This window comes from Phenylobacterium sp. LjRoot97 (assembly GCF_964254345.1).
Classification (GTDB): domain Bacteria; phylum Pseudomonadota; class Alphaproteobacteria; order Caulobacterales; family Caulobacteraceae; genus Phenylobacterium.
In genome coordinates this window covers 2,401,348-2,420,146 of the sequence record NZ_CAXUTH020000001.1, presented here as the reverse complement: position 1 = coordinate 2,420,146, position 18,799 = coordinate 2,401,348, and the positions used below count along the sequence as shown (strand labels likewise).

16 protein-coding genes and 1 tRNA gene are annotated in these 18,799 nt (G+C 68.2%); 10 read left to right on the top strand and 7 right to left on the bottom strand.

Going from position 1 to position 18,799, the window contains the following annotated elements; translation table 11 throughout:
• Positions 1–3 precede the first annotated feature (3 nt).
• Entirely contained in the window at positions 4–945 is a 942-nt protein-coding gene (locus ACSQ2H_RS12050; RefSeq protein WP_436061626.1) for an endonuclease/exonuclease/phosphatase family protein, read from the bottom strand.
• Between the two features lie 63 nt (positions 946–1,008).
• On the opposite strand from ACSQ2H_RS12050, the gene queA reads away from it, so the two are divergent.
• Both queA and tgt read left to right on the top strand, forming a co-directional pair.
• Positions 1,009–2,085: a tRNA preQ1(34) S-adenosylmethionine ribosyltransferase-isomerase QueA gene (gene queA / locus ACSQ2H_RS12045; RefSeq protein ID WP_436061625.1), complete on the top strand. Its 1,077-nt coding sequence runs from the start codon at positions 1,009–1,011 to the stop codon at positions 2,083–2,085.
• On the top strand, positions 2,085–3,200 hold the full coding sequence (tgt, locus tag ACSQ2H_RS12040) for a tRNA guanosine(34) transglycosylase Tgt (protein ID WP_436061624.1): 1,116 nt from the start codon (positions 2,085–2,087) through the stop codon (positions 3,198–3,200). Before queA ends, tgt begins: the two co-directional genes overlap by 1 nt.
• Here the strand turns inward: tgt and ACSQ2H_RS12035 are convergent.
• Positions 3,185–3,769 (bottom strand): hypothetical protein, encoded by a 585-nt coding sequence (locus ACSQ2H_RS12035; RefSeq protein ID WP_436061623.1) that lies wholly within the window; start codon positions 3,767–3,769, stop codon positions 3,185–3,187. The genes tgt and ACSQ2H_RS12035 overlap by 16 nt on opposite strands.
• A gap of 120 nt (positions 3,770–3,889) precedes the next feature.
• Here ACSQ2H_RS12035 and ACSQ2H_RS12030 point away from each other — a divergent pair.
• From ACSQ2H_RS12030 to ACSQ2H_RS12010, 5 genes are all read left to right on the top strand, one after another.
• Positions 3,890–3,964 (top strand) — tRNA-Lys (locus ACSQ2H_RS12030).
• 195 nt (positions 3,965–4,159) lie between these two features.
• Entirely contained in the window at positions 4,160–5,026 is an 867-nt protein-coding gene (gene cysT, locus ACSQ2H_RS12025; RefSeq protein ID WP_436061622.1) for a sulfate ABC transporter permease subunit CysT, read from the top strand.
• On the top strand, positions 5,023–5,865 hold the full coding sequence (gene cysW / locus ACSQ2H_RS12020; RefSeq protein WP_436061621.1) for a sulfate ABC transporter permease subunit CysW: 843 nt from the start codon (positions 5,023–5,025) through the stop codon (positions 5,863–5,865). The genes cysT and cysW overlap by 4 nt, the downstream gene beginning before the upstream one ends.
• 16 nt (positions 5,866–5,881) lie before the next feature.
• Positions 5,882–6,919 (top strand): sulfate/molybdate ABC transporter ATP-binding protein, encoded by a 1,038-nt coding sequence (locus tag ACSQ2H_RS12015; protein ID WP_436061620.1) that lies wholly within the window; start codon positions 5,882–5,884, stop codon positions 6,917–6,919.
• 5 nt (positions 6,920–6,924) lie between these two features.
• Positions 6,925–7,353: a GNAT family N-acetyltransferase gene (locus ACSQ2H_RS12010; protein ID WP_436061619.1), complete on the top strand. Its 429-nt coding sequence runs from the start codon at positions 6,925–6,927 to the stop codon at positions 7,351–7,353.
• A 4-nt stretch (positions 7,354–7,357) separates the two neighbouring features.
• Here ACSQ2H_RS12010 and ACSQ2H_RS12005 read toward each other — a convergent pair whose 3' ends face one another.
• Genes ACSQ2H_RS12005 through ACSQ2H_RS11995 form a run of 3 tightly spaced genes read right to left on the bottom strand, consistent with a single transcriptional unit; the run spans position 7,358 to position 10,687 of the window.
• On the bottom strand, positions 7,358–8,332 hold the full coding sequence (locus tag ACSQ2H_RS12005; RefSeq protein WP_436061618.1) for a transglutaminase family protein: 975 nt from the start codon (positions 8,330–8,332) through the stop codon (positions 7,358–7,360).
• A 13-nt stretch (positions 8,333–8,345) separates the two neighbouring features.
• The gene (locus ACSQ2H_RS12000) at positions 8,346–9,278 is read right to left on the bottom strand and encodes an alpha-E domain-containing protein (protein WP_436061617.1); all 933 of its coding nucleotides are present in this window, start codon (positions 9,276–9,278) and stop codon (positions 8,346–8,348) included.
• Entirely contained in the window at positions 9,275–10,687 is a 1,413-nt protein-coding gene (locus tag ACSQ2H_RS11995) for a circularly permuted type 2 ATP-grasp protein (protein WP_436063570.1), read from the bottom strand. The genes ACSQ2H_RS12000 and ACSQ2H_RS11995 overlap by 4 nt, the downstream gene beginning before the upstream one ends.
• A 300-nt stretch (positions 10,688–10,987) precedes the next feature.
• On the opposite strand from ACSQ2H_RS11995, the gene ACSQ2H_RS11990 reads away from it, so the two are divergent.
• Genes ACSQ2H_RS11990 through ACSQ2H_RS11980 form a run of 3 tightly spaced genes read left to right on the top strand, consistent with a single transcriptional unit; the run spans position 10,988 to position 17,318 of the window.
• On the top strand, positions 10,988–12,766 hold the full coding sequence (locus ACSQ2H_RS11990; RefSeq protein ID WP_436061616.1) for an autotransporter assembly complex protein TamA: 1,779 nt from the start codon (positions 10,988–10,990) through the stop codon (positions 12,764–12,766).
• Positions 12,763–16,941, top strand: coding sequence for a translocation/assembly module TamB domain-containing protein (locus ACSQ2H_RS11985; protein WP_436061615.1), 4,179 nt, complete (start codon positions 12,763–12,765; stop codon positions 16,939–16,941). Before ACSQ2H_RS11990 ends, ACSQ2H_RS11985 begins: the two co-directional genes overlap by 4 nt.
• A 2-nt stretch (positions 16,942–16,943) precedes the next feature.
• Positions 16,944–17,318, top strand: coding sequence for a hypothetical protein (locus ACSQ2H_RS11980; RefSeq protein ID WP_436061614.1), 375 nt, complete (start codon positions 16,944–16,946; stop codon positions 17,316–17,318).
• On the opposite strand, the gene phhA is transcribed toward ACSQ2H_RS11980, so the two are convergent.
• Together phhA and hspQ are read right to left on the bottom strand one after the other, a co-directional pair.
• Positions 17,315–18,190 (bottom strand): phenylalanine 4-monooxygenase, encoded by an 876-nt coding sequence (gene phhA / locus ACSQ2H_RS11975; RefSeq protein WP_436061613.1) that lies wholly within the window; start codon positions 18,188–18,190, stop codon positions 17,315–17,317. The two genes, ACSQ2H_RS11980 and phhA, sit on opposite strands and share 4 nt — an antisense overlap.
• A 118-nt stretch (positions 18,191–18,308) precedes the next feature.
• Complete coding sequence (gene hspQ / locus ACSQ2H_RS11970) at positions 18,309–18,644, bottom strand: heat shock protein HspQ (protein WP_436063569.1); 336 nt, start codon at positions 18,642–18,644, stop codon at positions 18,309–18,311.
• Positions 18,645–18,799 lie beyond the last annotated feature (155 nt).

The following is an 18,799-nucleotide window of genomic DNA, read 5'->3' as shown; positions in this document are numbered from 1 at the left end:
CGGCTAGTTCTGCTTTGGAGCCAATACGGCCACGACAGGATAGTGATCTGAGCCCAGGCGCGGGCCTCGGGTGACCGAGACCGTGCGCCAGCCCGGTCCGGCATAGACATGATCGATCGGCAGCAGCGCAAGGCCGAACGGGCCGTTGGCGGGATAGGTCGCCAGCGCACGCGTGCGGCGCTCCAGTCCCAGGGCGGCGTCTTCGCGACGGCGTGAGAACGACCACGGCGTGGAGTTGAAGTCGCCTGCCAGGATGAGCCGCTCAGGGGCGCGGCCCTTGATAAGTTCCTGCAGACGGGCGCTGTTCTCGGCGTGGGTCCGCAGGTCGGTCGGCCAAACGTAGTGGACGCCGACGACCGCAAAGTCGCCGATGGCGTCGCCCAGATGGGCGATGGTGACGGCCGGGCCCAGCCCCTTGCGGCCGCGTCGCGGCGCTTCGATCTGCCTGGCGGGCGCGCGCGTGAAGATCGCCACCTCGCAGGTCTTGCCGCAAGCCATCTGCCGACCGAGCCGTTGTGTGACGGCCGTCTGGAAGACAGCGCGCGAGTCCTCGACGACCAGGACGTCGGGGTCCTCGGCCGTCAGCCAGGCCAGGCGCTGTTCCAGACCCTGGCTGTCGCGCGCGGCGTTGAACTGGATGATCTTGATCTGGCCCGCAGAGCCGGGCGGCAGCGTGGGGCTCTGGGGGCGCATGAACTCCGGCAGCATCAGGGCCAGGCTGCCGATCACCGCGGCCGCGCCGAGCAGCGCGGGAGCCAACCGACGATGCGCGAAAATCGCCGCCGTCAACGTCAGCGCGCCGCCGGCCAGATAGAGCGGCGCAAAGTGGGTGAGAACGTCGAGCCCGTCGCTGAAACGCCCGCCTTGCGCGGCGACGGCCGCCGCCGCGGACAGCGCGCCAAGCGGCAGGACGACGCCGCGGAGGACGAATCGCACGAGGCTCATGGCGCGAGCTTACACGCGGCCACGCTTGACGGGTGGGCTGCCCCGTGCGCTTCAAGCGCGTCCATGCAGCTCTCCGATTTCGACTTCGAACTTCCCGACGACCGTATCGCCCTGCGGCCGGTGACCCCTCGTGACTCCGCACGCATGCTGCTGGTGTCGAAAGGCTCGCCGCTCCGGGACGTGAAGGTCGCTGATCTGCCCGCGCAATTGCGCGCCGGCGACGTGCTTGTGCTCAACGACACCCGGGTGATCCCTGCGCGGCTCAAGGGTCGACGCGTCCGCGAAGGCTCGAACGTGGCGGTCGAGGCGACGCTGCACAAGCGGTTGTCGCCTTCGCGATGGTCGGCGTTCATGAAGCCCGGAAAGAAGCTCGCGCCTGGCGATCGGGTGCGGTTCGGCTCGACCGACGACCGCGCCTGCCTGCTGGGCGTCCTCGACGCCACGGTGATCGAAAAGGGCGAGGGGGGCGAGGTGACCCTTGGCTTCGACTTGGCAGGGCCCGACCTCGATGCGGCGATCGCCGAACGCGGGGCCATGCCGCTGCCGCCCTACATCGCGGCCAAACGCGGTGAAGACTCTCAGGACAAGGCCGACTACCAGACCGTCTATGCGGACGAGGAAGGCTCGGTCGCCGCGCCGACCGCAGGCCTGCACTTCACGCCACGGCTGCTCGACGAACTCAAGGCCATGGGCGTGACGCTGCAGTTCGTGACGCTGCACGTCGGCGCCGGCACGTTCCTGCCGGTGAAGACCGAAAACCTGTCGGAACACCGCATGCATGCCGAGTATGGCGAGGTCGACGCGTCCACCGCCGCAGCGCTCAACGCGGCCAAGGCTGCGGGGGGGCGTATCGTCTGCGTCGGCACCACGTCGCTGCGCCTGATCGAGAGCGCCACCGGCGAGGACGGTGTTGTGCGGCCCTTCGCCGACGAGACGGCGATCTTCATCACGCCCGGCTATCGCTTCCGCGCCGCCGACGGGCTGATGACCAACTTCCACCTGCCGAAGTCGACCCTGTTCATGCTGGTCAGCGCGTTCGCCGGCCTCGAGACGATGCGGGCGGCCTACGCCCATGCCATCGCCGATGGATACCGGTTCTATTCCTACGGCGACGCCAGCCTGCTCTGGAGAGCCAACTAGTGGCCGCATTCCCCTTTGAGATCGCCGCGACCGACGGCACGGCGCGCACCGGCGTGTTGAAGACTCCGCGCGGCGATATCCGCACCCCTGCCTTCATGCCCGTCGGCACTGCGGCGACGGTGAAGGCGCTGACAGTCGATCAGGTACGCTCGACCGGCGCCGACATCATCCTGGGCAACACCTATCACCTGATGCTGCGGCCGACCGCCGAGCGGGTCGCGCGTTTGGGCGGCTTGCACAGGTTCATGCGCTGGGACCGGCCGATCCTGACCGATTCCGGCGGCTTCCAGGTCATGTCGCTGTCAAAGATCGCGAAGGTCACCGAGGAGTCCGTGGCGTTTCAGAGCCACATCGACGGCTCCAAGCACGTGCTCACACCGGAGCGTTCGATCGAGATCCAGGCCGATCTTCTGGGGTCCGATATCGTCATGCAGCTCGACGAGTGTGTGGCCTGGCCGGCGGAGGAGGGACGGGCGCGCGAGGCGATGCAGCTGTCGGCCCGCTGGGGTAAGCGTTCGAAGGACGCGTTCGGCGCGCGCGAGGCTCAGGCCTTGTTCGGCATTCAGCAGGGCTCGACCTTCGAGCATCTTCGCAAGGAATCGGCGGAGCGCCTGATCGAGACCGGCTTCGACGGCTATGCGCTGGGCGGACTGGCGGTGGGCGAGGGGCACGAGGCGATGTGCGAGGTGCTGGACTACGCGCCGGCCATGCTGCCAGCGGACCGGCCGCGCTACTTGATGGGGGTCGGCAAGCCGATCGATCTGGTGGAAGCCGTCGCCCGCGGCGTCGACATGTTCGACTGCGTATTGCCGACCCGTTCGGGCCGCCATGGCCAGGCATGGACTTGGGAGGGCGCGATCAATCTGAAGAACGCCCGCTTTGCCGAGGACGACACGCCGCTGGACGAAGCCAGCGACTGCCCGGCCTCGTCGCACTACTCGAAGGCCTATCTGCACCACCTTGTGAAGTCCGAGGAGATCCTCGGCCAAGTGCTGCTGTCCTGGCACAACATCGCCCATTTCCAAGCCCTCACCGCCGCTATGCGGGAGGCGATCGCCGAAGGGCGGTTCGAGCAGTTCCGTCGTGATTTCAAGGCCCGTCAGCGCACCGGGTAGCGAGGCTTCAACTCCTGCGACTTCACCGGCGTCCCTGTGAGGATGTGCGACGGCGTCGCCGGCGGGGGGCAGCCACGGGCTTCGCCGAGGCCCTTCAGGTAGGCGCGGCGCACGCCGCCAGCGGTGATCGCGGCCGTAACCATGCTGTCGTGGCGCTCGGCGCCGGAGAGCTTCCGCACCCATCCACGGAAGGGAATCACGTCGGACGCCAGGCCGGCCATGACGCCCAGGGCCGCGCCCTTGCCACGATCCATGAGGTCGTCCTCGTCCACGGCGGCTTCGTCCAGATCAGCGCCCAGCGCGCCGTTGAGCGGGAGGATCGCCGCGGCGATGGCTTCGCACGTCGCTGCTTGCGGTCGCTGATAGGGGTCGGCCATCGCCTCCAGCAGGACGGTCGGGATCTTCGTCTGCAGCAGGTTGACGTCGCGTAGCGGCGCCGAGACGGCCCCCTGCATGCTTTCACGCTTGGCTTCGGACGTCGTTTGGATCTTGGCCGAGCCGTCGGCCGGCGGGGTGACGCAGCCGCCGACAAGCAGAAGCGGAATCAGGGCGGGAACAAAATTGCGCATGGCGGGGATGCTAAGGGCAGGGAGAACCTGTTGGAAAGCTGCAGCAGCGCTCTTGCTCCGGACAGGCCGCCCGCATATGGTCCGCGCCTCTTCGCCGCCGCCCCCTGGGCGCGGCGACGTGGGCCGGTAGCTCAGTGGTAGAGCATTCGACTTTTAATCGAATGGTCGTGAGTTCGAACCTCACCCGGCCTACCAATTCTCTCGACACCCCAGGATCGGCCAAACGGGGCGCGACGGCTGCGTGTGTGGTCAAGCCTGCTCAGGCTTTCGCTCGGCGATGTAAGAAAAACTATATTGTCGATGGGGGCGCTGGGAATTAGCCAGACGCCCTGACCGGACGCAGCGAACTTGGCGTCTCGGCGTTAATGCGTCTGAACCGGGGCTGTAACGATGACGGCGACCACGCCGACCGAACGTGTCGCGTCACGAAGGCCGCTGATCCGGCGGCGCTCGGCGATTCCGGGCTTCTCCTTGACCATGGGGCTGACGCTCGCGATCCTGTCGCTGATCGTGCTGATCCCGTTGTCAGCGGTGGCGTTGAAGGCATCTGAGCAATCCGCCTCGGAGTTTCTGCAGGCGGCTTTCAACGAGCGGGCCTTGACCGCCTACCGTCTGTCCTTTGGCGCGGCGCTGATCGCCGCACTGATCAACGGCGTGTTCGGGCTGCTGACGGCCTGGGCGCTGGTCCGTTATCAGTTTCCCTTCAAGAGCCTGGTGAACGGGATCATCGATCTGCCGTTCGCCCTGCCGACCGCAGTAGCCGGCATCGCGCTGGCCACGCTCTACGCACCCAACGGCTGGATAGGGGCGCTGCTCGCCCCCGCCGGAATCAAGGTGGCCTATACGCCGCTGGGGGTGATCGTAGCCCTGACCTTCATCGGCCTGCCGTTCGTCGTGCGAACGTTGGAGCCGGTGATGCGCGACCTCGCCGCCGACGTCGAAGAGGCTGCGGCGAGTCTGGGCGCGACGCGCCTCGACACCATCGTCCGGGTCATCCTGCCCGCGCTCGGCCCGGCGTGGCTGACCGGTTTCGCCTTGGCCTTCGCACGCGCGGTCGGTGAGTACGGCTCGGTGATCTTCATCGCCGGCAACATGCCCTACAAATCCGAGATCGCGCCGTTGCTGATCATCATCGAGCTCGAGCAGTACGACTACGCCGGCGCGGCGACGATCGCAGTCGTCATGCTGTCGGTCTCGTTCCTCATGCTGTTCGTCATCAACGCCATCCAGGCCTGGGCGCGGAGGCTCGCCGCATGAGCCGGCTTCGCCACCCCACCGAAGATCCGCCCTGGGCCAAGGCGCTGATCCTGGCGATCGTCGCCGCCTTCCTAGCCTCGGTCCTCGTGCTGCCGATGGTCTCGGTGTTCTTCGAGGCCCTGCGCAAGGGACTGCCCGCCGCCCTCGAGGCGATCGGGACCGAGGACGCCCGCGCGTCGATCAAGCTGACCCTGATCACCGCGGTGATCACCGTGCCGTTCAACATCGTGTTCGGGGTCTGCGCCTCGTGGGCGATCGCCAAGTTCGAATTCCCGGGCAAGCCGTTCCTGATCACTCTGATCGACCTGCCGTTCTCGGTGTCGCCCGTGGTCGCGGGGCTCATCTACGTGCTGGTGTTCGGCGCCCAGGGCTGGTTCGGGCCCTGGCTGATCGATCACGATATCAAGATCATCTTCGCGGTGCCCGGCATCGTGCTGGCGACGATCTTCGTGACCTTCCCGTTCGTCGCGCGCGAACTGATCCCGCTGATGCAGGAACAGGGCGTGGACGAAGAGGAGGCGGCCGTCTCGATGGGAGCCTCGGGCCTGCGGACCTTCTGGAGCGTGACGGCGCCGAACATCCGCTGGGGCCTGCTCTACGGCGTCCTGCTCTGCAACGCCCGAGCGATGGGCGAGTTCGGCGCGGTCTCCGTGGTGTCGGGGCATATCCGCGGCCTGACCAACACCATGCCGCTGCACGTGGAGATACTCTACAACGAGTACGATTTCGTCGGCGCGTTCGCCGTCGCGGCGTTGCTCTGCTTCCTGGCGGTCGTCACCCTGGTGCTGAAGACCCTGCTTGAAATCGCCCAGCCGCCGTCGCGGCCGGGCCGTCATTGATCGCGAGACGCTGCAAATGACCATTTCCATCCGTTCGGTGGAGAAGACCTTTGGGCGATATCCCGCGCTCAACAGCGTCAGCCTTGAGATCGCCGACGGTGAACTGCTGGCGCTGCTTGGTCCGTCGGGCTCGGGCAAGACCACGCTGCTGCGGGTCATCGCCGGGCTTGAGTTCCCCGACAGCGGTCAGGTTCTGTACGGCGAACAGGACATGACCTACGCCGGCGCCGCTGCGCGCCGGGTCGGCTTTGTGTTTCAGCAGTACGCGCTGTTCCGGCATATGACGGTCGCGAAGAACGTCGCCTTCGGTCTCGACGTGCGCAAGGGCGCGACCAAGCCGAGCAAGGCCGAGATCACTCAGCGGGTCGATGAACTGCTCCGCCTCGTCGAGCTCGGCGAACTGGGCAAGCGATATCCGGCGCAGTTGTCAGGCGGCCAACGCCAGCGGGTCGCCCTGGCCCGCGCCCTGGCCGTGAACCCGAGCGTGCTGCTGCTGGACGAGCCTTTCGGCGCGCTCGACGCCACGGTGCGCAAGTCGCTGCGCAAAGAGCTTCGTCGCATCCACGACGCCACCGGCGTCACGACCATCTTCGTGACCCACGACCAGGAAGAAGCGCTGGAACTGGCTGACCGCGTCGCGATCCTCAATCAGGGCGCAATCGAGCAGGTCGGGACCCCGCAGGAGATCCACGACAATCCGACTGGCGCCTTCGTCGCCGGCTTCGTGGGGGAATCCAACCGTATCGAAGGGGAGGTGAAGGGCGGTCGCTTCCGCAAGGGCGACGTTCAGTTCACCGTCTCGGGCGTCGCCGACGGCGCGGCGGTGGCCTATGTGCGGCCCCACGAGCTTGTGCTGTCACCGACTGCGGACGAGGGGACCTTCGGCTTTGTCGCCAACCACATCGCCCCGCAAGGCGCGGTGGCGCGGATCGACGGCGCCACGCCCGGCGGCCTTCGGCTTGAGGCGGCCTTTGCGCGCCAAGCGGTGGCTGACCTGAGGCCTGGTGCGAAGCTCAACCTCTCGGTCAGCCGCGCGTACGTCTTCCCAGGCTAGCGGCGATGGGCGAGCCGTTCATTCGCCTCTTGGGATCCGGCGATCTGGCTGTACTGGGGCAGGTCGCCGCTGAGGTGTTCGACCGGGCGATCGATCCGGTCATCTGGGCGGAGTTTCTCGCCGATCCACGGCATCACCTGGCTGTGGCGGTCGACGGCGATGTGGTCGTGGGCTTCGCGTCGGCGGTGCACTACGTCCACCCGGACAAGCCGCCCCAGCTCTGGATCAACGAGGTCGGCGTCGCGCCGACCCATCAGCGGCGAGGCCTCGCGCGCGACCTGTTGGACGCGCTGCTGATCAAGGGCCGGGCCCTGGGCTGCTCCGAGGCCTGGGTGCTGACCGAGGAGGACAACGCTGCGGCCCGCGCCGCCTACCGATCCGCGGGCGGGCAGGAAACCACCGGCGTCGTGATGGTGACCTTTCCCTTCGACTGACCGGCTATTGTTGCTGTTGTTGCTGCTGGTCGTAGGCCGGGACGCCAGTCGGCCGCCGCCGTCCGCCGCGCGCGAAAGAGGGTTGCGCCATGCGGATGAATTCCGGCTCGGTTGGGGCGGTGCGGGCGCGCCGCACCGATACTCCGACCGCGAGCTGGCTTTCGGCGTCGCCCTTGTAGACCCCGCGCGAGGGCGGCACGTCGTTGTAGTCGCGGCCTACGGCGGCGGCGATGTGGCGTTCGCCCGCGAGCACGTTGTTGGTCGGGTCGAAACCGACCCAGCGCAGCGACGGCAGGAAGACCTCCACCCAGGCGTGGGTCGCGTCAGGGTCTGAGCGGTCGCCAGCCTGTCGGTCGGTGACCAAATACCCGGAGACGTAGCGCGCGGGAACGCCCCAGCCGCGACAAATCGCGATCATGATGTGGGCGAAGTCCTGACAGACGCCGCGCCCGGCGCCGAGCGCCAGATCGATCGGGCTGTCGGCATGGGTGACGCCGGGCTCGTAGTCGAAAGAGGTGTAGATTGTCTCCGACAGCGCACGCACGGCGTTGAGAGGGTCGCGCCGGCGCAACTCGTCCAAGCCGTGCTCGGCGACGTAGGTGCGCAGCGCGTCGGTTTCCGCCGCGAAGCCGCCGAGCGTCAGGAAGTCGAAGTTTTCGCCGCGCACGAAATCGCTGCGCAGACGGTCCCATTCGCCATGGTCGAGCGCGTCGGGCAGGGCGGGCGGCGCCTGCGTCTCGACGGCGGCGTTCGCGACGATGCGCAGCCGGTCGTGTGGATGCGGGACGTCGAAATGGTAGACCGCGTTGCCGAAGGGGTCGGCGTAGGAAAACAGCTGCGCGGCCGGATCGACGTCGAGGTCGAAGGAGACCAGGCGCTGGCGAGCGGCCTTTTGCGGCTGCATCCAAACCTCCATGACGCTTTCGCGCACAGGTTCGGCATAGTGATACTGGGTGACGTGCCGGACTTCGAGAAGCATGGGCGATGAGGTCCTAGGCCGGCAGCCGGGTTTCCAGGGAATAGGCGACGAAGGTGTCGTAGATCGACTGATGGAGCGCGGCGCAGTCTTCCAGCACGCTGGAGATCAGCCCGCTGGCGCCGTCGTATTCGTCCATGTCGGCATACTGCAGGCGCGCCCTTAGACGCCCGGCGAGGCGCTCGGGCGGCGAGTGGCCGCCGGCGTCTGCATGCCGTGCGGCCGAACCGAGGTACTCCTCGATCCGGGCGGTGCAGAAGCGCATCGAGCGGGGGAACTCCTCGTCGAGCAGCAGGAACTCGAGAACCTTGCGCGGCTGCACGTCGGAGGTGAACCGGCGAAGGTAGGGCTCCAGCGCGCAGCTCATCCGCAGAACGCCCATCAGCGCCATGTGGTCCTCCGGCGCGCGGCGCAGGCCGAAGCAGGCCTCCAACAGGCGACCGATGAGCTGGGCCCGCTCCAGGTGCACGCCCAGCAGCAGGAAGCGCCAACCCTCGCCATGGCTCATGGTGGCGTCTGCGGCGCCCTTGAACAGGTGAAGGTCGGCGATGATCTCGTGCAGGAACGCGGAAGGGCCGTCGCCGAAGGCCCGGGCGGCGTCGCTGGCCGTGACCCGCAGGTGGAGCATGTTGAGGCGCTCCCAGGTCTCGGTCGTGATCTGGTCGCGGACCTGCCGTGCGTTCTCGCGCGCGAGCGCCAGGGACGACACGATCGAGCCGCCATCATGCCGGTCCAACGCCAGGGCCAAGGCGAGTTGGTAGGGATCGTCGGCGCGATGGCGCTCGGTGTCGCCGACCGCCGACAGGACAATGCGTGAGACGAGCCCGGCGGCTTCGTTGCGGTCGAGTGTGGCGTTGAGCATCACGTCGCTGAGGCGGCACAGGTGTTCGGCGCGTTCGACGTATCGGCCGATCCAGTAGAGGCTGTCGGCCACGCGAGCGAGCATCATGGCTGAGCTCCCGGCGGCGTGGACTCCAGCACCCAGGTGTCCTTGGATCCTCCGCCCTGGCTGGAGTTCACGACCAGCGATCCCTTCTTGAGAGCGACGCGGGTCAGGGCGCCTGGGGTCACGACGATCTTCTCGCCCGAGAGAATGAAGGGGCGCAGATCGACGTGGCGCGGTTCGATCTCGCCGTCGATCAGGCAGGGGGCGGTCGAGAGCTGGATCGTCGGCTGGGCGATGTAGTTGGCCGGGTCGGCCGCGACGGCGGCGGCGAACGCTTCCCGTTCCTTGCGGCTCGCGTGCGGACCGACCAGCATGCCGTAGCCGCCCGAGGCGCCCACCGCCTTGACCACCAGCTTGTCGAGGTTTGCGAGCACGTGCGCCAACTGCGATGGCTCACGGCAGAGGTAGGTCTCGATGTTCGGCAGGATGGCGTCCTCGCCGAGATAGTAGCGGATGATCGCCGGGACGTAGGCGTAGACCGCCTTGTCGTCGGCGACGCCGGTGCCGGGCGCGTTGCAGATGACGACGTTGCCGGCCCGGTAGGCGTTGAACAGGCCGGCCGACCCCAGCGCCGAGTCTCTACGGAAGGTCAGGGGGTCGATGAAGTCGTCGTCGACCCGGCGATAGATCACGTCGATCCGTCGCAGGCCGGTCGTGGTGCGCATGTAGACCATGTTGTCATGCACGACGAGGTCGCGACCCTCGACCAGCGGGCAACCCATCAGCCGGGCGAGATAGGCGTGCTCGTAGTAGGCGGAGTTGTAGACCCCGGGAGTCAGGACCACGATCTGCGGATTGGGCCGCCAGTCGGCCGCCATGCTCTTGAGGGTGGTCAGCAGCAGGTCGGGGTAGCGGTCGATGGACCGGACGCCCGCCTCGCGGAACGAGCCGGGGAAGGTGCGTCGCGAGGCCTCGCGGTTGGCCAGCATATAGGAGACGCCGGACGGGACGCGCAGGTTGTCCTCCAGCACCGCAAAAGCGCCGTCCGGCTGGCGGATGAGGTCCGATCCGCAGACGTTGGCGTAGGCTTCATGCGGCACGTAGAGGTTCTGCATCTCCCGCCGGTACGAGGGCGCGCCGAGCACAAGTTCGCGGGGGACTACGCCGTCCATCAGGATCTGTTGGGCGCCGTAGATGTCGGCGAGGAACATGTTCAGGGCCCGCAGGCGCTGGGTCAGGCCGGCCTCGATCCGCTCCCACTCCGCGGCCGGAATGATGCGGGGGAGGAGGTCGGTCGGAATGATCCGCTCGGTGCTGCTTTCGCCGCCATAGACGGTGAAGGTGATGCCCTGGAGCAGAAAGTAGCGTTCCAGCGTGCGCTGGCGCTCGGCCATGTCGGCTGGGGCCAGGGTCGCGATGCGCTGATGCAGGCCCGCATAGTGATCGCGCACGCCGCCGGCGCCGGTGACCATTTCATCATAGGGAGTCGCGGGCGGTTGGACCGCCTGCGCGCCCGTCGTGCAATCAGGGTCCTGGGTCGCCACGCCGTACTCCACCCGCCAGCCCTTTCCTGCAGTTCGCTGGGAAAAGCTTAGGAAAGGCGGGCGCGATTGAAGCGCGAAATCCGACCCAGCCGGCGCGCCCCGCGTGGGCGCCCACGAATTGTGCAGATTGGCGCCTGTGCGTGTGGCGCCTTCATCTATCGGTGGTGGGTGACAGGCGAGCGCGACGCGGGCTACACCGATGGAGGGGGCGCATGTGAAAGGATTGGCGTGGGACGATTGGTCGTCGCGGTCGCCGCCTCGGCGGCCATTTGTGCGTCTGGAACGGCTCGAGCCGAGTCTCCGCGCGCGACCATCGAAGGACAACTCGACAGCGACCTGCGCGAGGCGATCGTCCGCGCCGTCGGCGAGACGGACAAACCGATCTCCAACCGCTTCGAGGCCCGCCGCCGGGCCAACGAGGCCGGCGAAGACGCGATCGCGGTGCTGCGGTCCGAGGGCTACTACGCCTCCGAGGTGGATCCTGACGTTGGCGACGGCGATCCGCCGACGGCTCTGGTCCGCGTCACGCCCGGCCCGCTGTTCACGCTCTCCGATCCGCAGATCGACTGGATCTCGCCGGAGCCTATCGAGAGCGTTCGCCAGTCGGGGGAGGTGGTCATGGGCCTGGCCACCGGCGCTCCCGGTAGGGCCGTCGACGTCATCAACGCCGAAGGCCGGATCGTCGCGGCGGTCCAGAAACGGGGCTATGCCGATGCAGCGGCCCAGCCGCGAGAGGTCATCGTCGATCACGCCGATCGCACCGTCCAGCCGACCTACAAGATTGCGGCGGGCGAACTGGTGCACCTGGGCCGGCTGAAAATCGTCGGGGAGCGCGGGCGTAGCCGCCCGGGCTGGCTGGAAAGCCTGGCGCCGTGGAAGCCTGGCGAAGTCTACGACCCTGAGGACGTCGGCGAGCTTGAACGCCGGCTGCTCGACACCGGCGTCTACGACTCCGTCACCGTCTCACTGGCGCCCAAGGATCAGGCCGAACCCGATGGACGGCGACCGATCCTGCTGAGCCTCTCGGACCGCAAGTCGCGGACCCTGGAACTCGGCGCGAGCTATTCGACGACAGAGGGCTTCGGCGCGGACGCGCGCTGGACGCGCTACAATGTTCTGGGCCGGGCCGACACTCTGGCCTTGCTGGCCCGCGCCTCGAACATCGACAGTCGCCTGGACGCGGAGTTGACCTTGCCGCACTGGCGGCGTCCGCAACAGTCGCTCAAGGCCGGCGGCGGCGCCTATTCGAACCGCACCGACGCCTACGACGAAACCGGCGTCGGCATTCGTGCGGACGTCACCCGGCGCTTTCGGAAGACATCGTACCTCACCCTCGGCGGGTCGCTCGACTACGGCACGGTCGAGGAGAAGCAGACGATCCAGGTTTCTTCTCTGGGAGATCGGCTCCTCACGGTGGCTGGCTTGGCGGCCGGTGCGCTCGATCGATCCGACGATCCGCTGGATCCCAAGCGGGGCTGGCGGCTCGACGTGCGGGCCGAGCCGACCTACCTGATCGGCGACGAGAGCATGGCCTATCTGAAGGTCCAGAGCCAAGGCACGGTCTACGTTCCAGTGGACGCCAAGGCGCGCACGGTGATCGCGGGCCGCGTCAAGGCGGGGGCGATGATCGGCGGCAGCATCCCCGAGGTGCCGGCGTCCCGCCGGTTCTACGCCGGGGGCGGCGGCTCGGTTCGCGGCTACGCCTATCAGGCCATCGGCCCGCGCGACATCGACAACACGCCGGAGGGAGGCATCTCGCTGCTGGAGACATCGCTCGAGCTGCGCCAGAAGGTCGGCGAGCGCTGGGGCGTCGTCGCGTTCGTGGACGCGGGCGCGGTCGGCACCAACGAGTTTCCCACTGGCGACGACTTCAGCGTCGGCGTCGGGATCGGCGTTCGCTACGATCTCGGTTTCGGCCCGATCCGCGCCGACATCGCCGTGCCGCTCGACAAGCGCGAAGGCGACCCGGCGTTCCAGATCTATCTCAGCATCGGGCAGAGCTTTTGAGCGAGACGCCGAACGAGATCGAAGAGGCTCCGGCCGCGCCGAAGAAGAAGGCCCGCCGGCGTTGGGGCCTGGTCTTGCTTGTGGCGTGCGCGCTGCTCGTCGCCCTGGCCGCCGCCGCCCTGCTCACCGGGCGATACGGGGCGCTCTCGCCCCAAGGCCGGTCGATCATCGAGACGCGGGCCAACGGCCTCAAGGTCGGTCGCTTCGGCAGGCTGTACTTAGAGGGGTTGAGCGGCGACGTCTGGCGCGACTTCAGCGTTCGCAAAGTCGAGATCCGCGACCCCAAGGGCGTCTGGCTCGAGGGGCGTAATCTCCGTCTCAAGTGGGTGTTCCGCGACCTCGTCCAGCGGCGCTTCCACGCCACCGACGTGACGGCCGAACATCTCGTCGTCCATCGACGCCCGGTCACCGAGCCCAAGCGTCCCTCGGCAGGCATGCCGATCGACGTCGTCATCGACCGTGCGAGCGGTCGGGTCGAACTGATGCCGGAGTTGGCGCGGACCCGCGGGGTCTACGACGTCGAAGCCTCGATTGAGCTCATGCGCCGCAACGGGGGCCAGAAGGGCGCGGTGAAAGCGGCCAGCGTTCTGCACCCCGGCGACCACCTGGACGCCAAGTTCGACTTCGGCGGCGGCCGTCCTCTGGTGCTGGAGGCCGACGCGCGAGAGGCCCAGGGCGGCGCGCTCGCTGGAGCGCTCGGTCTCGCGCCGGATCAGCCGTTCCTGCTGCACGTCAGGGCGAAGGGCGAGGCGTCGACCGGCCGGTTCTCGGCTGTCGCCGAAAGCGGCGCGTCCCGACCGGTGGACGCGTCCGGCGTCTGGGGCCCGGAAGGCGGCTCGGCGCAGGGCCGCGTCGAACTGGCCGCCTCGACCCATACCCAGGCGCTGGTGGCGAGGCTCGGCCCCCAGGTTCAGTTCGTGGTGACGGGCAGCAAGGCCGAGCAGGGGCTGTTCGACTTGCAGGCGGAGCTGACGTCCGACAACGTCGCCGTCACCGCCAAGGGCAAGGCGAACCTCGGCGAGCGCCGGACAGGGCCGAAGGGCGTGGCGCTGACCGCCTCGGCGCGGGAGTTGTCGAAGGTCACCGGCGGCCCCTCAATGGGCCTTGGGCGCGTCGACGGCGTGCTGACGGGGACGCTGGACGATCTGCGGTTCGCCGGAACCGCCGATGTGGCCCGCTTGAAGCTCGGTCAGTACGACCTCGATCGGGTCTCCGGGCCGTTCGAATTCACGCGCAAGGACAAGGTCCTGGCGATCGAAGGGCGCCTGGCCGGGGCCGGCGGGCGCGGCGCGGGCCTGGCCGCAGCGCTGCTGGGCGCGCGGCCGACGGCCGTGATCGACGCCGCCCGACTGGCCGACGGCCGCTTGATGCTGCGAAAGGTCGAGGCCAACGGCGCAGGGCTGAAAGTCGACGCCAGCGGTGGCCGCAGTCTGCTGGGCGGTCTCAACTTCAAGGGCACGGCGGCGTTCTCGAACCTGGCGGCGGCGCGGGCCGGCGCCAGTGGTGCGCTCACCGCCGACTGGTCGGCGAGCCAAGGCGGGGCCGGCAAGCCCTGGGCGCTAACCCTTGACGCCAAGGGCGCACGGTTCGCGTCCGGCTTTTCAGAGCTCGATCGGCTGCTCGGTCCGACGCCCAGCCTGCAGGCCCGCGCCGACGTCGCTGGCCGCAAGGTTTCGATCACGCGCGGCGCGCTCGACGGGGCGGCGATCAACGCGACGACGGCCGGGGTGCTCGACGAGGCGGGCGATATGCGATTCAAACTCGACTGGTCGGCCAACGGTCCGTTCCGCGCCGGTCCGGTCGAGATCACCGGCAAGGCCAGCGGGACGGGCGCCGTCACGGGTAAGCCTTCGTCGCCGCGCGCCGACCTGCTCGCGGACATCGAGGCCATCGACTTGCCGCGGTTGCCGCTCAAGGGCGCCAAGCTGACCCTGAGCTTCATGCGCGGGACGGGCGCCTCCAGCGGCGTTGTCTCGATGACCGCGGCCAGCGAATTCGGCCCGGCGGCGGCGCACTCGGCTTTCAGCTTTCCACGGGGCGGGGTCGACCTGTCGGACCTGTCGCTGGACGCCGGAGGGTTGACCGCCAGCGGCGCTGTATCGCTCCGGAAGGCGACGCCCTCAGCGGCCGATCTCAAGGTGCGCGTCGTCAAGGGCGCGTTCCTCGACGGCGGGGCGGTCGCGGGGGCGGTGAAGGTCGTCGATGCGCCAGGCGGCCCACGCGCCACGCTGAACCTCACCGCCAACGATGCGGTGCTGCCGGGCTCTCGCTTTGCGGTCCGCAACGGCGCCGTGACGGCGGACGGTCCCCTGTCGCGGTTGCCGTACCAGGCTCGACTACAGGGCGTTTCGGCCAGCGAGCGCTGGCGCCTGGAAGGCGGCGGCACGCTGTCGGCGCAAGATCCGGGCTATGAACTCACCTTCGCCGGCGACGGCGCCTACGGCCGCCGGAACATGAAGACCGTAGAACCGGCGGTCCTGCGTTTCGGGGGCGCAGAGCGCAGCGCGCGCCTGCGCCTGGTCGCCTCGGACGGGGGGCGCATTGACCTCGATGCGAGCCTGGAAAAGGACGCCGCCGACATCCGCGCGCAAGTGCAGAACCTGGGGCTTGGCCTAGTCAACGCCGACCTGACGGGCCGCGCCGACGGCACGCTGACCCTGACCGGCCGTGGCGGCCAACTGGACGGAACGCTGGAAGCCAAGCTGGACGATGCTCGTGGCCGCGGATCGCCGCGTGAGCAGGGCCTGGACGGCGTCCTGAAGGCGAAGCTGGCCGGGGATTCCCTCGAACTCGACGCCGCCGTGACCAACGAACATGGCCTGCGCGCCAACGCCCAGGTCGTCCTTCCGACCGAGACCAGCGCCAGTCCGTTCCGCATCGCGATCGCCCGAACGCAGCCGATGCGTGGCAAGTTCTTCGCGGACGGAGAGGTCAAGCCGCTCTGGGACCTGCTGGTGGGCGGCGAACGCGAGCTGGCCGGCCACGTGCAGATGCAAGGCACGCTCAGCGGCACCCTGGCGGACCCGCGGGCCGTCGGGCAGGCCGAGGTCGACAACGGCCGTTTCTCTGATGGCGCGACGGGGCTCGTGCTCACCGACGTCACGCTGCGCGCGACCCTGGCGGACAACGCGGTCAACATCGTGCAGGCGACCGGGGCGGACGGGCATGGCGGCTCGCTGGCCGGATCCGGCCGGCTGAGCCTGCTCCGCGACGGAGCTTCGACACTCAAGCTCGACCTGAAGAATTTCAGGTTGATCGACAATGATCTTGCGACCGCCTCTGCCTCCGGGCAGGCGACCCTCGACCGCGCCGCCGACGGCAAGGTGCGCCTGGCGGGCGACCTGACCATCGATCGCGCAGACGTGGCGGCCAAGCTGACTGGCGGTTCCGGCGTCGTGAACATGGACGTCATCGAGCGCAACAAGCCGGTCGACGTTTCCGGCTCCCTGCAGCCGGTGGCGCGGCGCGGGCTGGCCATGACCCTCGACGTCACGCTCAAGGCTCCGCGGCGGATCTACCTGCGCGGCAAAGGACTGGACGTCGAGCTGTCGCTGGACGCCAGGGTCGGCGGTACGACGGCGCGCCCGACGCTGTCGGGCACGGCGCGCGTAGTGCGCGGTGAGTACGACTTCGCCGGCAAGCGCTTCGAGTTCGACGATCGGGGCGTGGTCTATCTGGCGACCTCGCCGCAGGCGATCCGTCTGGACCTGTCGGCGACGCGGGACGATCCGTCGCTGACCGCCGTGGTGCGCATCCGCGGCACGGCGGCCAAGCCGGAGATCACTCTCACCTCGGTCCCGACCTTGCCCAACGACGAGGTGCTGTCGCAGGTGCTGTTCGGACGCTCGGCCTCGCAGCTTTCGCCGCTGGAAGCCGCGCAGCTGGCCTCGGCCCTCTCGTCGCTGGCCGGCGGCGGCGGGTTCGACGTGGTCGGCAACCTGCGCACCTTCGCAGGCCTGGACAGGCTGTCGCTGGCCGGCGGCGACGAGTCCGGCGTCACCGTCTCCGGCGGCAAGTATCTGACCGATGACGTCTACCTGGAAATCACCGGGGGAGGGCGCGACGGCCCCTCCGCCCAGGTGGAGTGGCGACTCGGACGTAACCTGTCCATCATCTCGAAGCTGGCCAGCCAGGGGGACGGCAAGCTCGCCGTTCGCTGGCGCAAGGACTACTGACGATGCGACGGCTGATTTCGGTCCTTCTGGCGCCTCTGCTGCTGACGGCGTGCGAGAAGCCGCTGACGGCTCCAAGCAATCCGGGCGTCTGCTGGCGCATGGTCGAGGGCATGAACGGCAAGCCCGACTTCCGACCGATCGCGCCGAACATCGACACGCTGGAGAACTGCGCCGTTCGCCTCGAAGGCTTGCGGATGACCACCGGCCTGCCGATGACGGGCGCGTTCCAGGGGCGCTTCATCTACGTCACCGACGAGGAGATCAGCGTCGCCTCGGGCCCGAAGGCCCAGCGCTATCGCGTGTTCACGCCCGCGGCGCGGCTCGAGGTCCAGAAGGGCATCCAGACCCTGTTGGACCGAGAGAAAGCCGGCGGCTAGCCGCCCGCCAGCCGACCGCCGCGCTCGGCATAGGCCTGGGTCCCGCAGGTGAAGATGCGATCTCCCGGGGCCATCGCATCGATGGCGATGTCCTCGGCTCCGTCCAGCCGCGCGTAGATGGCCGAGAAGTCGGCGAGCGTCGTCTCGCGCAGCGCCTTCAGCGAGGGGATGACGAAGTAGACCTGCTGGAAATCGTCGATGCGGTAGGGGGTGCGCATCACCCGCTCAAGGTCGAAGCCGATCCGGTTGGGCGACGGGTCGTCGAGCGCGAAGATCGACTCCGAGCGGCTCGAAACGATGCCGGCGCCATAGATGCGCAGGCCCTGCGGGGTTTCCATCAGGCCGAACTCGACCGTGTACCAGTAGAGTCGCGCCAGATTGTGCAGCTGGCCGCGGCCGAGCGCCTTGAGCCCGCCCTCGCCATAGGCCTGCATGTAGTCGGCGAAGATCGGGTCGGTGAGCATCGGCACATGGCCGAAGACGTCGTGGAAGACATCAGGCTCCTGCAGGTAGTCGAGTTCGTGCGGCTGGCGGATGAACCGCCCGGCTGGAAAGCGCCGGTTCGCCAGGTGGTCGAAGAAGACGTCGTCAGGCACCAGCCCGGGCACGGCGACCACCGACCAGCCGGTCAGCTTGCGCAGTTCCGCGTTGATCCGCTCGAACTCAGGGATGCCGCCACGATGCAGATCAAGGGCGTCCAGGCCCTTCAGAAAGGCGTCGCAGGCGCGACCAGGCAACAGTTGCGCCTGGCGCTCATAGAGCGTCGTCCAGACATCATGCTCGGCCTGGGTATAGCTCGGCCAGTCCTGGTCGATGGTCCAATCGGCCCGGGCTCCGGGCGGCGGGGTGGTGTTGAAACCGTCTGCGCTCATGGCAGGTACAATGGGCGCGTCGCCGCGAAACTTCCGTTCGAACTATGCCGAAAAATCGGGGTTCGGCGGATAAAGATTGCGTATGGTTGGCGTCGCGTGGAACGTCCTTGCCACTGGCCTAGTGACTGATCCGCGGGCGCAGCACGTAGTGCCCTTCCTCGAAGGATTCGAAGATCAGCGCCGCCTGCGGGTGGCCGACCGGCTCGCCGCTGTCGTCGGGCATCAGATTCTGCTCCGAGACATAGGCGACGTAGGCGTTTTCCTCGTTCTCGGCCAGCAGGTGATAGAACGGCTGGTCCTTGCGGGGGCGGATTTCCTCAGGGATCGACAGCCACCATTGCTCGGTGTTGGCGAACGTCGGGTCCACGTCGAAGATCACGCCGCGGAACGGATAGTGCCGGTGACGGACCACCTGTCCGATGGCGTACTTGGCCAGACGCGCTTCGGTGAGCACCGTCGGAGGCGCCACCAGATCTCGTCCGCTTTTTTCGATTCGAGCGTCCATAAAACCGACTCTAGATCCCGGCGCCTAACTGGGAGGTGAACGTACTGCTCATCGATCGCAGTGCAAGTGCGCGCCTTCCGAGAGGCGAACGGCCTTGCTACAGT

Bases quoted from the DNA above. Each gene is read 5' to 3' on its own strand.
- ACSQ2H_RS12050 (WP_436061626.1), bottom strand. From the start codon at position 945: ATGAGCCTCGTGCGATTCGTCCTCCGCGGCGTCGTCCTGCCGCTTGGC.
- queA (WP_436061625.1), top strand. From the start codon at position 1,009: ATGCAGCTCTCCGATTTCGACTTCGAACTTCCCGACGACCGTATCGCC.
- ACSQ2H_RS12035 (WP_436061623.1), bottom strand. From the start codon at position 3,769: ATGCGCAATTTTGTTCCCGCCCTGATTCCGCTTCTGCTTGTCGGCGGC.
- cysT (WP_436061622.1), top strand. From the start codon at position 4,160: ATGACGGCGACCACGCCGACCGAACGTGTCGCGTCACGAAGGCCGCTG.
- cysW (WP_436061621.1), top strand. From the start codon at position 5,023: ATGAGCCGGCTTCGCCACCCCACCGAAGATCCGCCCTGGGCCAAGGCG.
- ACSQ2H_RS12015 (WP_436061620.1), top strand. From the start codon at position 5,882: ATGACCATTTCCATCCGTTCGGTGGAGAAGACCTTTGGGCGATATCCC.
- ACSQ2H_RS12010 (WP_436061619.1), top strand. From the start codon at position 6,925: ATGGGCGAGCCGTTCATTCGCCTCTTGGGATCCGGCGATCTGGCTGTA.
- ACSQ2H_RS12005 (WP_436061618.1), bottom strand. From the start codon at position 8,332: ATGCTTCTCGAAGTCCGGCACGTCACCCAGTATCACTATGCCGAACCT.
- ACSQ2H_RS12000 (WP_436061617.1), bottom strand. From the start codon at position 9,278: ATGATGCTCGCTCGCGTGGCCGACAGCCTCTACTGGATCGGCCGATAC.
- ACSQ2H_RS11995 (WP_436063570.1), bottom strand. From the start codon at position 10,687: ATGGTCACCGGCGCCGGCGGCGTGCGCGATCACTATGCGGGCCTGCAT.
- ACSQ2H_RS11980 (WP_436061614.1), top strand. From the start codon at position 16,944: ATGCGACGGCTGATTTCGGTCCTTCTGGCGCCTCTGCTGCTGACGGCG.
- phhA (WP_436061613.1), bottom strand. From the start codon at position 18,190: ATGAGCGCAGACGGTTTCAACACCACCCCGCCGCCCGGAGCCCGGGCC.